At 71.6% G+C, this 14067-nt stretch carries 9 protein-coding genes; 5 read left to right on the top strand and 4 right to left on the bottom strand.

Features of this window, described 5'->3' with window-relative positions; genetic code table 11:
* Positions 1-22: 22 nt before the first annotated feature.
* Positions 23-625 carry an AAA family ATPase gene (locus ABT092_RS23880; RefSeq protein ID WP_351247135.1) on the bottom strand — a complete coding sequence of 201 codons (603 nt, stop codon included), beginning with the start codon at positions 623-625 and terminating at the stop codon, positions 23-25.
* 34 nt (positions 626-659) lie between these two features.
* Positions 660-1127 carry an RDD family protein gene (locus ABT092_RS23875; RefSeq protein WP_351247133.1) on the bottom strand — a complete coding sequence of 156 codons (468 nt, stop codon included), beginning with the start codon at positions 1125-1127 and terminating at the stop codon, positions 660-662.
* A gap of 266 nt (positions 1128-1393) precedes the next feature.
* On the opposite strand from ABT092_RS23875, the gene glnA reads away from it, so the two are divergent.
* Positions 1394-2803 (top strand): type I glutamate--ammonia ligase, encoded by a 1410-nt coding sequence (glnA, locus tag ABT092_RS23870; protein ID WP_351247131.1) that lies wholly within the window; start codon positions 1394-1396, stop codon positions 2801-2803.
* A 722-nt stretch (positions 2804-3525) separates the two neighbouring features.
* Here the strand turns inward: glnA and ABT092_RS23865 are convergent.
* On the bottom strand, positions 3526-6474 hold the full coding sequence (locus ABT092_RS23865; RefSeq protein WP_351247129.1) for an MSCRAMM family protein: 2949 nt from the start codon (positions 6472-6474) through the stop codon (positions 3526-3528).
* Positions 6475-6808: 334 nt separating this feature from the next.
* Positions 6809-7594, bottom strand: coding sequence for a PASTA domain-containing protein (locus tag ABT092_RS23860; RefSeq protein WP_351247127.1), 786 nt, complete (start codon positions 7592-7594; stop codon positions 6809-6811).
* Between the two features lie 268 nt (positions 7595-7862).
* Here ABT092_RS23860 and mutA point away from each other — a divergent pair, with 268 nt between their 5' ends.
* From mutA to ABT092_RS23840, 4 genes are all read left to right on the top strand, one after another.
* Positions 7863-9716 (top strand): methylmalonyl-CoA mutase small subunit, encoded by a 1854-nt coding sequence (mutA, locus tag ABT092_RS23855; RefSeq protein WP_351247125.1) that lies wholly within the window; start codon positions 7863-7865, stop codon positions 9714-9716.
* Positions 9716-11923 (top strand): methylmalonyl-CoA mutase, encoded by a 2208-nt coding sequence (gene scpA / locus ABT092_RS23850; protein WP_351247123.1) that lies wholly within the window; start codon positions 9716-9718, stop codon positions 11921-11923. Before mutA ends, scpA begins: the two co-directional genes overlap by 1 nt.
* 11 nt (positions 11924-11934) lie before the next feature.
* The gene (gene meaB / locus ABT092_RS23845) at positions 11935-12936 is read left to right on the top strand and encodes a methylmalonyl Co-A mutase-associated GTPase MeaB (RefSeq protein WP_351247121.1); all 1002 of its coding nucleotides are present in this window, start codon (positions 11935-11937) and stop codon (positions 12934-12936) included.
* 619 nt (positions 12937-13555) lie between these two features.
* A complete protein-coding gene (locus ABT092_RS23840; protein WP_351247119.1) occupies positions 13556-14056 on the top strand; it encodes a DUF7144 family membrane protein in 501 nt (166 codons plus the stop codon).
* The last annotated feature ends 11 nt before the right edge of the window (positions 14057-14067 follow it).

The raw sequence follows: 14067 nt of genomic DNA, 5'->3' as shown, positions 1-14067 counted from the left end.
GGCGGGGCGATCGCACGTTCCGTCAGGCCGGGAACGGCGGATCGAGTCGCCCGGGGTGGAGACGGTGGGTGCCGCTCGCGATGTCCCGCAGGACACGGTCGGCGGTCTCCCCGGCCGTCAGGGCCGTGGAATCCAGGACGTGCGCCTCGTACCGGCCGAGGTCGCTGAACTGGCCGTGCAGCGAGCGGATCGGCTCGGGGTCGGTCAGGGCGTCGCCGGGCCGGCTCGTCGCCCGGTGCAGCGTGGTGGGGCAATCCGGTCGGAGGACGACGTAGCTGAGCGGGAGGTTCCGCTCGCGGGCCGTCGTCCGGAAGAGGTCGATGAACCAGGGGCCGACGATGCCGTCGCAGATCACCTGGTACCCGCCGTCCGCGTAGCCGAAGGCCGCTGAGACCAGCACCCGCAGGACCACCTGGTTCTGTCCGTGCGCCTCGGGCAGGTAGGGAGCGATCGCCCCCTGCTTGATCCAGTGCCAGAAGTCGTCGCTGTGCAGGTGGACGCTGGGGGTCAGCCGATCGGCCAGCAGTCCCGCCACGGTGCTCTTGCCGGCTCCGGGCGGCCCGGTCAGGACGATCACCTGACCACGGCCGGGGGACGACGGGTGGGAGGCGGGCGTCGGGTTCATGCCGTCACCCTGCCACGCGTCGGCAGGGGGACGGTCAGATCCGGACCTCGATCGACCGGGCCAGCCGGTCGTGGAGGCCGCGGCCGTCGCGGTCCCAGACGAGGGGCGGCAGGGCCAGGCAGAGCAGGACGCTGCGCAGCAGGGCGCGCTGGGGGCGGATGTGGCCGCCGTCCTCGGCGACGACCCGGAGGCCGAAGAGGCGCTTGCCGGGGGTGAAGCCGACCGTGCCCACGGTGAGGACGTTGAGGACGAAGAGCACGAGCAGCGCCCAGTTGCTGGTGACCTGCGTGTAGCCGCCGGTGATCAGACCGTATGCGATCAGCAGGCACAGGGCCCAGTCGACGGCGAGGGCGCCGAGCCGGCGCCCGGGGCGGGCGATCGAGCCGGGACCCGTCTCGGGCAGGCCCAGCTGCTGGCCCCGGTAACCGAAGTCGACGCCGGCGTTCTCCGCGGCCTCGCGGGGGCCGGAGAGCCAGGATCCGATTGCTTGCCTCTTGTCCACCCGACCACGGTAACCGGGCGGAGGTGGATCACCCGCGCCAGGGTGCCCCGGGCCCCGGTCACCCGCCGACCGGCGGGGACGCTCCGGGGCGGGGCCGGGGCGTGGCGGCGGTACCGGGCGGACGGCGTCGGTTAACTTCGGCGAAACAAATGGGTCACGCTCGGGAAATGCCCCGTCCCTATGGTCGGGGCGAGCGTGCGCCACCGCACTGACGCGCGAACGAGTTGCAACCCCGCCCCTCCCGGGTCGGGAGTAGGAGGAGTTGGATGTTCCAGAACGCCGACGAGGCCAAGAAGTACATCGCCGACGAGGACGTCAAGTTCATCGACGTACGGTTCTGTGACCTGCCGGGAGTGATGCAGCACTTCACGATCCCGGCCGCGGTGTTCGACCCGGACGAGGAGCTGGCGTTCGACGGTTCGTCGATCCGCGGCTTCCAGGCGATCCACGAGTCCGACATGTCGCTGCGCGCGGACCTGTCGACGGCGCGGGTCGACCCGTTCCGCCGGGACAAGACCGTCAACATCAACTTCTTCATCCACGACCCGATCACGGGCGAGCAGTACAGCCGTGACCCGCGCAACATCGCCAAGAAGGCGGAGGCGTACCTGGCCTCCACCGGCATCGCGGACACCGCTTTCTTCGGTCCCGAGGCCGAGTTCTACGTCTTCGACTCGGTGCGCTTCAGCACCTCCGCGAACGAGGGCTTCTACCACATCGACTCCGAGGCGGGCGCCTGGAACACCGGTGCGGTCGAGAACAACCGCGGGTACAAGGTCCGCTACAAGGGCGGCTATTTCCCGGCCCCGCCGGTCGACCACTTCGCCGACCTGCGCGCCGAGATCTCCCTGGAGCTGGACCGCCAGGGCCTCCAGGTCGAGCGCCAGCACCACGAGGTGGGCACCGCCGGCCAGGCCGAGATCAACTACAAGTTCAACACGCTGCTGGCCGCGGCCGACGACCTGATGCTCTTCAAGTACATCGTGAAGAACGTCGCCTGGCGCAACGGCAAGACCGCGACCTTCATGCCGAAGCCGATCTTCGGTGACAACGGTTCGGGCATGCACGTCCACCAGTCGCTGTGGAGCGGCGGCGAGCCCCTCTTCTACGACGAGCAGGGCTACGCGGGCCTGTCCGACATGGCGCGCTACTACATCGGCGGCATCCTGAAGCACGCCCCGTCGCTGCTGGCCTTCACCAACCCGACGGTGAACTCGTACCACCGTCTGGTGCCCGGCTTCGAGGCCCCGATCAACCTGGTGTACTCGCAGCGCAACCGGTCCGCCGCGATGCGCATCCCGATCACCGGTTCGAACGCCAAGGCCAAGCGCGTCGAGTTCCGCGCCCCGGACCCGTCCTCCAACCCGTACCTGGCGTTCTCCGCGCTGCTGCTCGCGGGCCTGGACGGCGTCAAGAACAAGATCGAGCCGGCCGAGCCGATCGACAAGGACCTCTACGAGCTGGCTCCCGAGGAGCACGCGAACGTCGCCCAGGTCCCGACCTCCCTGCCGGCCGTCCTCGACGCCCTGGAGCAGGACAACGAGTACCTCCAGGCCGGTGGCGTCTTCACCTCCGACCTGATCGAGACCTGGATCGACTTCAAGCGGACCCAGGAGATCGCCCCGATCCAGCAGCGCCCGCACCCGCACGAGTTCGAGCTGTACTTCGACCTCTAAGCCGAACCGGCTCCCGCGGATTTCCGCGCGAAGGCCGCCGCCCCGTTCCGGGGATGCTGCTGGCTAATCCGGGCCCTTGCATGACGTCGGCCCCCGAGACCCGTTGGTGTCTCGGGGGCCGACGTCGTCGTTTGGGGAGGGCGTTTGTGTCGATGCGGTCGGGTGGGTCGGGCGAGATCCCGGTGGAGACAGTGCGGGTGGCGCAGGGCGCGTTCCCGAAGGGCAGTCTGGCGATCCGGGTCCGTGACGGGCTCGGGGTCCTGTGCCAGGACCGGGTACTTCGCGACGCTGTTCGGTGCGCGCGGCAGGCCAGAATGCTGTTGCTGCGGATGGCCTGGGCCTACGGTGCCCCGCCACGGCTACAGTCCCTGCCAGCACCGGCACCGGCCCGTTGCTCCCCGTCCCCGCGGACCAAACGGGCCAATCGACCTCGACGCGGGGGCCGCGCAGACGGACCGCCCGGCTTCGACCGCGAGGCGTGCAAGCGGCGGAACACCGTCGAGCGGTGCGTCAACCGCCAAAGCAGTGGCTCGCCGTCACGAGCCGCTACGACAAGACCGCAACGACCTGCCGGGCCGGACTCCACATCGCCGGAAATCCTCCTCCGGTCCGCCGGTCGATTCGTCGCAGGGCACGGCAGGGACGGTTCGCCTCGTGCGTGGGCCCGGGTCCCGGGGCGGGAGGATGAGACCGTGGCGTCCGCCCCGGGGCCGGGTCAGGGGTCACTTGCCTTTGGGGGATTCCCCTCTCTTGTTGGACAGGGCCACGAGGACGGTTTCGTCGGCGTTGCTGGTGGTGATCTCGTAGGGGCCGCTGACCGGGTTGTCCGGGAGGAGATAGCCCTCAGGGACGGCGACTTCACGGAGGTAGTACTCGCCGGTGGGCAGGTCACCGAACTCGCAGGTGCCCGTCGCGTCGGTGGAGCAGCCGTTGCCGACTTCGGTGTCGGGGTCGCTGCCGCCGGTCTGGAGGCCGGCGGTGCCGTTGGTCTCCCGCCAGAGTTCGAAGACCGCGCCGGCCAGGGCCTCGCCCGTCTTCTTGTCGGTCTTGGTGAGCTTGATCGTCCCCTGGACCGGGGTCTCGGTGTTGTCCGCGACGACGCTCACGCCCTCCTCCGCGTTGGCCTCGGTGAGCGTGAGGGGGCCGAAGACCGGGTCGGCGGGGAGGTCGTAGCCGTCCGGTGCCTGGGTCTCCTGCCAGTAGTAGGTGCCGAGCGGGACGGTGCGGCTGCACGTGCCGTTGGCGGTGGTGGTACAGGAGGCTCCGATGCGGGTGTCCGGGTCGGTGCCGGTGGTCTGGAGACCTTCGACGCCGTTGGTCTCCTCCCACAGGCGGAAGATCGCGCCCGACAGGGGGGCGCCCGTGGTGGCGTCCTCCTTGACGACGGTCACCTCACCGCGCGCGGGGGGTACGGGCGTGAGGGTGTTTCCGGCACTGGTCGTGACGCCCTGGGACGCGTTGTCCTCGGTGAGGACGAGCGGTCCGGAGACCGGGTCGGCGGGGAGGTCGTAGCCGTCCGGTGCCTGGATCTCGCGCCAGTAGTACGTACCGGTCTCCACCGTGCGGGAGCACGTGCCGTCGGCTCCGGTGGTGCAGGAGCCGTCCACCCGGGTGTCGGGGTTGGTGCCGGTGGTCTGGAGGCCGAGGACTCCGTTGGTCTCCTCCCACAGTTCGAAGACCGCGCCGGCGAGCGTGGCGTCGGTGGCGGCGTCCCGCTTGATCACGGCCACCTCGCCCGTGACGGGCGGCGGGGGTTGCGCGGTGTCGCGGGCGGTGGCGGCAACCCCCTGCGAGGCGTTGTCCTCGGTGAGGACGAGCGGTCCGAAGACCGGGTCGGCGGGGAGGTCGTAGCCGTCCGGTGCCCGGTTCTCGCGCCAGTAGTACGTACCGGTCTCCACCGTGCGGGAGCACTCGCCCTGGGTGTCGGTCAGGCACGGGGTGCCGATCCGGGTGTCCGGGTCGGTGCCGGTGGTCTGGAGACCTTCGACGCCGTTGGTCTCCTCCCACAGTTGGAAGACCGCGCCGGCCAGCTTGGCGCCGGTCTCGTCGTCGACCTTCACCACGGTGACGTCCCCGGTGACGGGTGTCGGCGGGATCGCCGTGTCGTCGGCCGTGACGGTCACCCCCTGGGCGGCGTTGCCCGCGGTGAGCACGAGGGGGCCGAAGACCGGGTCGGCGGGGAGTTGGTACCCGTTGGGGGCTTCGGTCTCGCGCCAGTAGTAGGAGCCGGTCGCCACGGTCGCGGTGCACGTCCCGTTCGCACCGGTGGTACAAGGCAGTCCGATCTGGGTGTCCGGGTCGCTGCCGCCGGTCTGGAGGCCGGCGGTGCCGTTGGTCTCCTCCCATAGTTCGAACACCGCACCGGCGAGCGGTTCTCCGGTCTCTTCGTCCTCCTTGACGACGGTGACGGCGCCGGTGATCGGCGGGACCACGCCGGTGCTATTGGTGAAGGTGACCGGGGCGGCCCGGTACGTTCCGCCACCGTGGTCGTTCAGGACGGCACCACCGCCGGCGAAGAACCCGCCGACCTCCAGCGCGGAGAGCAGACCGCGGTCGTAGTCCTGGAGGTAGGGCCAGGCCAGTAGCGCGTCCTTCAGGGCCTGGGTGATCGGGATGTAGGTGACCGGTTGCGCGGTGCCGTTCTGGGAGGTCGACTCCAGCCGGTACCCTGCCGCCCACTCCGCGGGGGTGATGTACTCGTAGGCCGTCAGTTGCCAGCCGGTGAGCGGGTCGGTGTTGTACGCGGTGCCGTCCGACCCGGTCTGCGAGGCGTAGATCGCCGTGCAGCACACGCCCCCCACGCCGCCGATCGCCCCGCCGAGGTTCTTGTTGGTGAACAGGATGGTCCGGCCGGAGACGGAGCCGGTCGAGCCCTCGGCCAACTCCTTGATCGCCGTTACCGAGAAGTGCTTGGTGATCGTCGTGACCGTGCGGGTGGCCCCGGCGCCGACGGTGACGGGCAGGATGCGACCGCCGAGGTAGCCGCCGCTGCCTCCGGAGAAGTAGGCCCGGTCGCCCGAAGGAGTCACGTACAGGCCGGAGTCGTTGAAACGCGACCCGGCCGGGAACCCGCCGTCGATCCAGTACCCCAGCGACCAGTCCGGACCGATACCGAACTGCGTCAGGTCCCGGTACCCGATGAGGTTCCCGCTCGCGTCGAAGTCCCGCTCGTACTGCACCACGTAGTAGGTGTGGGCGGTGTCCACCAGGACGTCGGTGCACGAGCCCCCGTCCACCTCGTAGAGCTGACCGCCGTACAACTCGGGACTGGACGGGTCGAGGAGTCCGTCCGGGGTGTCCAGGTTGGCGGCCACCTGTTGCTGGGTCGGCACGCCCGGCGTGCCGTTGTAGACCTCGCCGACGAACTCCCCGGGCGAGACTCCCGCGTCGTAGACCGCCATGTAGGTGGTGTGCCCGGGGGGCAGCGGCTGCTCGGTGCTGGTCTGTCCGGTCGAGAACGGACCGCCGTCCACGCTCCGGTCCGCGCACAACCGCAGGGTTCCCGTCGCACGCGGCGCGGCCTCCGCCGGCGCGATCGCTCCCGCCAACGGCAGCACCGCCGCGCACACCACCGTCACCACACCCGACCACAGGGCCCTGCCCGCCGGCCTGCGGCCGGACCTGCGGAAGCCGACCCGTCTCTCGTCACACGCGGCGCCTCGGCCGCTCATGCTTCGCATGAGACCGCATCACACCGCCCGCAGCCGCCTCCCAGCCGGACCCATCGGACCACACGCGCCAAGATCACTCACCTACCTCACGCACAAGGCCCGGACGGACCAGACCGCGGCACGGGTGCCGGGCCCGCAACAGGGAGAGGACGTGCGGATCACGGCGGTCGCCGGCCCGAACGCAGGGACTCCGGGCGTTGCGACGGTGCGTCGAACCAGACGTGCCCAATTTCCACACCGATGGGTTGACAGGCGACCGGTACGCGTGGAGGCCACCCGTCCCGTTCCCGGGCGGGTGGCCTCCACCGTGCGGTACGCGGGTGTCCCCGGTCCGTCAGCAGGACTCCTCGAACTTCACCACCCGCAGGGTGACCGGCTGGCCGTTGAGGGCGGTGCCGGCCGACGGCTGCTGGGAGCAGACCTTCCAGTTGGACTCGACGAGGACGAAGCGGTCCTCGCCGGAGGCGTCCTCGACGCTGAGGCTGGTGGAGGAGTCGAGCGCCTCCCGGGCCACGTTGGCGGACTTGCCGGTGAAGTCGGGCATCGTGTCGGTGGCCTCGGCGACCTCGCCGCCCCGGTCCGAGGCGGGGCAGGTCTCGTCCAGCTTCACCGTGCCGAAGTCCACCTCGGTGTCGGTGGGGTGGACGCCGGGGCGGGGGCTCTGGAAGCAGACCTTCCAATTGCGGTCGGAGAACTGGTTGCGCTCGCGGCCCAGCGCGTCGTGGGAGGTGAGCCGGAAGAAGTCGAGTTCCTGCGCCTTGTCCTGCGCGGACTGGAGTCCCATGCCGACGAAGTCGGGGAGTCGTCCGGTCTCGGGCTCCTCCTTCTCCTCCGGTGGGGTCTCCTTCGGGCGGACCGCGGGGGTCGCGGGCGGCTCGACGGCCGGCGAGGTGGTGGCGGGCGAGGCGACCGCCTTGGCGTCGGACCGCCCGCCCGCCTCGTCCTTCTCCGCGTCGCCGTCGCCGACCACGGCGCCGAGCGCGACCAGGAAGACGAAGACGCCGCCGAGGGCGAGGGCGATGACGGCCCCGGTGGACAACTTCTTCCGCGGCGGCGGCCCGTAGGGACCGGGGGCGGGCGGGTAGGAAGGCGGCTGGTGGCCCGGGTACTGCTGGCTCACGTTCCCTCGTTCATGTACGACCGACAGATTGGCGCGGCAAACGTACCGTGGGCTGATGAGAGGGGACATGTCACCCCTGTCCCGGTTGCCGCCGGGGGGTCGCCGGCCACCTCCGGGGCGTGACCGATCGTCCGAGGCGCCCCCGCGCGCACACCCGCGGTCACACGACGAGTTGTGGCAAAACGGCGCACAAGGCGCACCTTCCTGAGTTGGAGATCACAGTGTGTGCCCTGATGCCACGCAGCGAGTGAGGGCCTAGCATCTGGGCATGACGGTCCTGCCTGACGACGGGCTTTCGTTGGCCGCCGAGTTCCCTGACGCGACCCGTGAGCAGTGGCAGCGCCTCGTGGAAGGCGTACTGCGCAAGTCGGGCAAGGAGATCTCGGGCGACGACGCCGAGCGCGTTCTGTCCACCACGATCGAGGACGGGCTCATCACCCGCCCCCTCTACACCGCCCGCGACGCGGTGGCCTCCCCCGGTTTCCCGGGTGCCGCCCCCTTCGTGCGGGGCGGCCGGCCGGAGGGCTCCGCCTCCGGCGGATGGGACGTGCGACAACGGCACGCCGGGAACGATCCCGCCCGGGTCAACGAGGCCGTCCTCGCCGACCTGGAGAACGGCGTCACCTCGCTCTGGCTGACCCTGGACCCCGGCGGGCTGACCGTCGACGGACTCGGGCGGGCCCTGGAAGGCGTCCTCCTGGACCTGGCGCCGGTCGTCCTCGACGCCGGCGCGGCGTACAGGGAGGCCGGACGGGCGCTGCTGGCGCGGTACGAGGCGCACGGGGTGCGCCCCGAGGAGGCCCGGGCCAACCTGGGCGCCGACCCGCTGGGCCACGAGGCCCGGTCCGGGCGGGAACTCGACGGCGGGGACGCGGTGGAGCTGGCGCGGGCCGCCCTCGCCGGGTGGCCGGGCGTGCGGGCGCTGACCGTCGACGCCCTGCCGTACCACGAGGCGGGCGGCTCGGCGGCCGAGGAACTGGGCCTGTCGCTGGCCACCGGGGTCGCCTACCTGCGGCTGCTCACGGACGCGGGGCTGACCGTGAGCGAGGCGTGCGGACAGCTGGCCTTCCGGTACGCGGCGACCGCCGACCAGTTCCTGACCATCGCCAAGCTGCGGGCGGCCCGCCGGCTCTGGGCCCGGGTCGCCGAGGTGGCGGGGGCGCACGGCACGGCCGGCGCCCAGCAGCAGCACGCGGTGACCTCCTCGGTGATGATGACCCGGCGCGACCCGTGGGTGAACATGCTGCGCACCACGCTCGCCGCGCTGGGCGCGGGGGTCGGCGGCGCGGACGCGGTGACGGTGCTGCCGTTCGACGAGGCGATCGGGCTGCCGGACGCCTTCGCCCGGCGGATCGCCCGCAACACCTCGACGATCCTGCTGGAGGAGTCCCACCTGGGACGGGTGATCGACCCGGCCGGCGGCTCCTGGTACGTGGAGCGGCTGACCGACGAACTCGCCCACCGGAGCTGGGAGTTCTTCCAGGAGCTGGAGGCCGCCGGCGGATTGCCCGGGGCGCTGCGCTCGGGTTTCGTCGGCGAACGGCTGGCGAGTACCTGGGCGGCGCGTTCCCGCCGGCTCGCGACCCGGCGGGAGCCGATCACCGGAGTCAGCGAGTTCCCCTCGCTGGCCGAGCGGACCGTGGCGCGGGAGCCCGCTCCGGCCCGGGTGTCCGGCGGGCTGCCGAGGGTGCGCCGGGACGAGGCGTACGAGGCGCTGCGGGCGCGTTCGGACGCCCACCTCACGGCGACCGGCGACCGGCCGAGGGTGTTCCTGGCGGCGCTGGGCCCGGCCGCGGCGCACACCGCGCGGGTGACCTTCGCCGCGAACCTGTTCCAGGCCGGCGGGATCGAACCGGTCCACGAGCCGGTGACCGTGGACGCCGACTCGGTGGCCGCCGCGTTCGTCGCGAGCGGTGCGAAGGTCGCCTGTCTGTGCTCCAGCGACGCGCTGTACGAGGAGGGGGCGGCGGCGGTCGCGGCATCCCTGCGCGGGGCGGGCGCACAGCGGATCTACCTGGCGGGGCGCCCGGCCGATCACCCGGACGTGGACGCGTACGTCTTCGCGGGGTGCGACGCCGTGCAGACCCTGACCTCCGTGCTCGACCTGTTGGGAGTGGCGTGATGGCGATCCCCGATTTCACCGGCGTGGAGCTGGGCGACGGGGCCGGGACGGGCACCGAGGACGCCTGGCGCACCGCGCTCAAGGAGTCCGTCGGGATGGACGAGTCGGACCTGCGGTGGGAGACCCCGGAGGGCATCGACGTCAAGCCGCTGTACACCGGGCGGGACCTGGAGGGCCTGGACTTCCTGGGCACCTACCCGGGGATCGCCCCGTACCTGCGCGGGCCGTACCCGACGATGTACGTCAACCAGCCGTGGACCATCCGGCAGTACGCCGGCTTCTCGACGGCGGAGGAGTCCAACGCGTTCTACCGGCGCAACCTGGCCGCCGGGCAGAAGGGCCTGTCCGTCGCCTTCGACCTGCCGACGCACCGCGGGTACGACAGCGACCACCCCCGGGTCACCGGCGACGTGGGCATGGCCGGCGTGGCCATCGACTCGATCTACGACATGCGGCAGCTCTTCGACGGCATCCCGCTGGACCGGATGACCGTGTCGATGACGATGAACGGCGCGGTGCTGCCGGTGCTGGCGCTGTACATCGTGGCCGCCGAGGAACAGGGCGTCCCGCCCGAGAAGCTGGCCGGAACGATTCAGAACGACATTCTGAAGGAGTTCATGGTCCGCAACACCTACATCTACCCGCCGAAGCCGTCGATGCGGATCATCTCCGACATCTTCGCGTTCACCTCGCAGCGGATGCCCCGCTACAACTCGATCTCCATCTCCGGCTACCACATACAGGAGGCCGGGGCGACGGCCGACCTGGAGCTGGCGTACACCCTCGCGGACGGGGTGGAGTACCTGCGCGCCGGGCAGGGCGCGGGGCTGGACGTGGACGCGTTCGCGCCGCGACTGTCGTTCTTCTGGGCGATCGGCATGAACTTCTTCATGGAGATCGCCAAGCTGCGGGCGGCCCGGCTGCTGTGGGCCCGTCTGGTGCGGGAGTTCGGGCCGAAGAACCCCAAGTCGCTCTCGCTGCGCACCCATTCGCAGACCTCGGGCTGGTCGTTGACCGCGCAGGACGTGTTCAACAACGTGACCCGCACCTGCGTGGAGGCGATGGCGGCGACCCAGGGGCACACCCAGTCGCTGCACACCAACGCCCTGGACGAGGCGCTCGCGCTGCCCACCGACTTCTCCGCCCGGATCGCCCGCAACACGCAGCTGCTGATCCAGCAGGAGTCGGGCACCACCCGGGTCATCGACCCGTGGGGCGGCAGCGCCTACGTGGAACGGCTGACCTACGACCTGGCGCGGCGCGCGTGGGCGCACATCCAGGAGGTCGAGGCGGCGGGCGGCATGGCGCAGGCCATCGACGCCGGCATCCCGAAGCTGCGGGTGGAGGAGGCCGCGGCCCGCACCCAGGCCCGGATCGACTCGGGACGGCAGCCGGTGATCGGCGTCAACAAGTACCGGGTCGCCAGCGACGAACAGATCGACGTGTTGAAGGTCGACAACTCCTCGGTGCGGGAACGGCAGATCGACAAGTTGCGCCGGCTGCGGGCGGAGCGGGACGAGTCGGCCTGCCAGGACGCCCTGAGCGCCCTGACCCGGGCCGCCGGCCGGCAGCCCGGCCCCGGTCTCGACGGCAACCTGCTGGCCCTCGCGGTGGACGCGGCCCGGGCGAAGGCCACGGTCGGGGAGATCTCCGACGCCCTGGAGAAGGTGTTCGGACGGCACGCGGGTCAGATCCGTACGATCTCCGGTGTGTACCGCACCGAAGCAGGCCAGTCGCCGTCCGTGGAACGCACCCGCGCCCTGGTGGACGCCTTCGAGGAGGCCGAGGGTCGCCGGCCCCGCATCCTGGTGGCCAAGATGGGCCAGGACGGCCACGACCGCGGGCAGAAGGTGATCGCGACCGCCTTCGCCGACCTCGGTTTCGACGTGGACGTGGGCCCCCTCTTCCAGACCCCGGCGGAGGTGGCGCGGCAGGCCGTGGAGGCGGACGTGCACATCGTCGGGGTGTCCTCGCTGGCCGCCGGGCACCTCACCCTGGTGCCGGCGCTGCGCGAGGAGCTGGCGGCGGAGGGCCGCGAGGACATCATGATCGTGGTGGGCGGGGTGATCCCCCCGCAGGACGTCGAGGCCCTGCACGAGGCGGGCGCCACCGCCGTCTTCCCGCCCGGCACGGTGATCCCCGACGCGGCCTACGACCTGGTGGACCGGCTGGCCGAGCAGCTCGGACACGAATCCGGACGGCGGTGAGCCCTCGACCCATGGCGAGGACGATCGATCTCGACGGCTACGTGCAGGGCGTGCTCGACGGCAAGCGGGCCGCCATCGCCCGGGCGATCACCCTGGTGGAGTCCACCCGGGCCGACCACCGGGCCGGGGCCCAGCGGCTGCTGACCGCCCTGCTGCCGCACGCGGGCCGGGCCCGCCGGGTCGGCATCAGCGGGGTCCCGGGCGTCGGCAAGTCCACGTTCATCGACGCTCTGGGGACGATGCTGACGGAGCGCGGGCACCGGGTCGCGGTGCTCGCCGTGGACCCCTCGTCCACCCGGACCGGCGGGTCCATCCTCGGCGACAAGACCCGCATGGAGCGGCTCTCGGTGGACCCGGCGGCGTTCGTCCGCCCCTCCCCCACCGCCGGCACCCTGGGCGGGGTCGCCAAGGCCACCCGGGAATCCATGGTCATCATGGAGGCCGCCGGCTACGACGTGGTACTGGTGGAGACGGTCGGCGTCGGCCAGTCCGAGACGACCGTCGCCAACATGGTGGACACCTTCCTGCTGCTCTCGCTGGCCCGCACCGGGGACCAGTTGCAGGGCATCAAGAAGGGCGTCCTCGAACTCGCCGACGTGATCGCCGTCAACAAGGCGGACGGTCCCCACGAACGCGACGCCCGCGCCGCCGCCCGGGAACTCGCCGGCGCACTGCGCCTGTTGCGCTCCCCCGACGCGATCTGGCACGCCCCGGTCCTGAGTTGCAGCGCCCGCGAGGGCACCGGGCTTGACACCGTCTGGGAGCGCGTGGAGGCCCACCGCGCCCTGCTCGACTCCACCGGCGCGCTCGCCGCCAAGCGCCGTGACCAGCAGGTCGACTGGACCTGGTCGATGGTCCACGACGAACTGTTGGACCGCCTCCGCACCCACCCCGTGGTGCGGAAGCTGACCCCTGACCTGGAGCGGCGGGTACGGGACGGCGAGCTGACGGCCACGCTGGCCGCGGAGCGGATCCTGGCCGCCTTCCGCGCGGACGGCGCGGGCGAGGAGTGACGGGAGGCGGGCCGTGGGCCCGCCCCCCGTGGATGCGCCACCCCCACGGGGAGCGATGACGCCGGCCGGCTACGGCGCGAAGGGCTCCGCGGGATGTTTCCAACCCACCAGGGCTGATGAACACGCCCATGGTGGCAGTGGTGGTGAGGCGCGCGCGGGCGATGTTTCCAACCCACCAGGGCTGATGAACACTACGCCGCCAACGTCCAGATGGCCAAAGACCTGATGTTTCCAACCCACCAGGGCTGATGAACACCACCCGAGGGTAAAGCCCCAGCTCAGAGTACCCCCCACCACCCCTCGCCCGAGCAAAAACGCAGCGAATCCCTGGTAGTGCATCACCGCAGGTCAGACGGGCGCCCGACGAGGCGAGCCACCACCGGCACCGAGCCGCACCCACGGTACCGAACCAGCGCGCCCTACCCCACCCCCGCCCGAGCCATGCCGCACCACAGGTACCCCACGCGCCCCTCGCGCCGCATTCACCCGTTCGGCCCCGCCCCGATCGCCGCTCGGGGCCGGGCGGCGGACGCTCGGGGCACCGGGTCCTCGGCGGCCCCTGTGCGGGGGTCGCCGCTCAGCACCGAGCCAGGGGACCGCGCTTCGAGGGGAGAACCCCATGAGCAGCACCACACCTCCGCCCGCGGGCACCCCGGGTGGACCGACCGCTCCCGGCGCGGGCGGCGGAGGACCTGCCTCGCACCGCAAGGCGTCCGGGGGCGGGCACGACGGCCGGGCGGGCTGGGTGACCGGCGGGACCGTGTTCGCCGGGGTCCTGATGCTGGTCTCCGGTGTGCTGGCGGTCCTGAACGGCATCGCCGCGATCGCCGAGGACGACGTGTACGCCAGCGTCAACGACTACGTGTTCGAGTTCGACCTGACCACCTGGGGCTGGATCCACCTGGTCCTCGGGGTGCTGGTGGCGCTCGTCGGCTACGGCATCCTGAAGGGCGCGGACTGGGCCCGGGCGGTGGGCGTGGGGCTGGCCGCGCTGAGCGTCGTGCTGAACTTCGTCTGGTTGCCGTACCAGCCGCTGTGGGCGCTGGTGGCCATCGCCATCGGGCTCTTCGTGATCTGGGCGCTGTGCAGCGCGCCGGAGCGCGAGGGCCGGGTGCTCTGACCCACCGGGAA

The organism is Streptomyces sp. NPDC002490, assembly GCF_040296045.1.
Lineage (GTDB): Bacteria > Actinomycetota > Actinomycetes > Streptomycetales > Streptomycetaceae > Streptomyces.
Note: the sequence above shows the minus strand (reverse complement) of the source record. Positions and strands in the feature narration are given on the sequence as shown.

Excerpts from the sequence above, each read along its gene's own strand:
- mutA (WP_351247125.1), top strand. The coding sequence starts at position 7,863 with ATGACGGTCCTGCCTGACGACGGGCTTTCGTTGGCCGCCGAGTTCCCT.
- ABT092_RS23865 (WP_351247129.1), bottom strand. The coding sequence starts at position 6,474 with ATGAGCGGCCGAGGCGCCGCGTGTGACGAGAGACGGGTCGGCTTCCGC.
- scpA (WP_351247123.1), top strand. The coding sequence starts at position 9,716 with ATGGCGATCCCCGATTTCACCGGCGTGGAGCTGGGCGACGGGGCCGGG.
- ABT092_RS23880 (WP_351247135.1), bottom strand. The coding sequence starts at position 625 with ATGAACCCGACGCCCGCCTCCCACCCGTCGTCCCCCGGCCGTGGTCAG.
- glnA (WP_351247131.1), top strand. The coding sequence starts at position 1,394 with ATGTTCCAGAACGCCGACGAGGCCAAGAAGTACATCGCCGACGAGGAC.
- ABT092_RS23840 (WP_351247119.1), top strand. The coding sequence starts at position 13,556 with ATGAGCAGCACCACACCTCCGCCCGCGGGCACCCCGGGTGGACCGACC.
- meaB (WP_351247121.1), top strand. The coding sequence starts at position 11,935 with ATGGCGAGGACGATCGATCTCGACGGCTACGTGCAGGGCGTGCTCGAC.